Consider the following 261-nt stretch of genomic DNA (forward strand, 5'->3'; position numbering starts at 1 on the left):
GCATCGGTTGAGGAATTGTTCTGCGATATCAACAAAAAGATATTTGCCGAGGAACATGTGGATTTAAGCCATCTTTACATCGATGGCTCAAAATTTGAGGCCAATGCCAATAAATATAGCTGGATCTGGAAAAAGGCTACGGAGAAATTCCGGTATAGGCTCTACGAAAAGATAACAGTGCTTTTTCATGAAATTAACGAGGAACTGGCTCCCTTCGGTGTAAAGATTGAAACTAACACGGAATATGTTCCTGCCTATTTG

The 261-nt window shown here is 40.2% G+C and carries 1 pseudogene; it reads left to right on the top strand.

Going from position 1 to position 261, the window contains the following annotated elements:
• Window positions 1–261 (top strand): annotated as a pseudogene (locus tag FZ041_RS14630) (IS1182 family transposase); the annotation flags it as partial.

It is taken from the genome of Pseudoselenomonas caprae (genome assembly GCF_008271345.1).
Lineage (GTDB): Bacteria > Bacillota > Negativicutes > Selenomonadales > Selenomonadaceae > Selenomonas_A > Selenomonas_A caprae.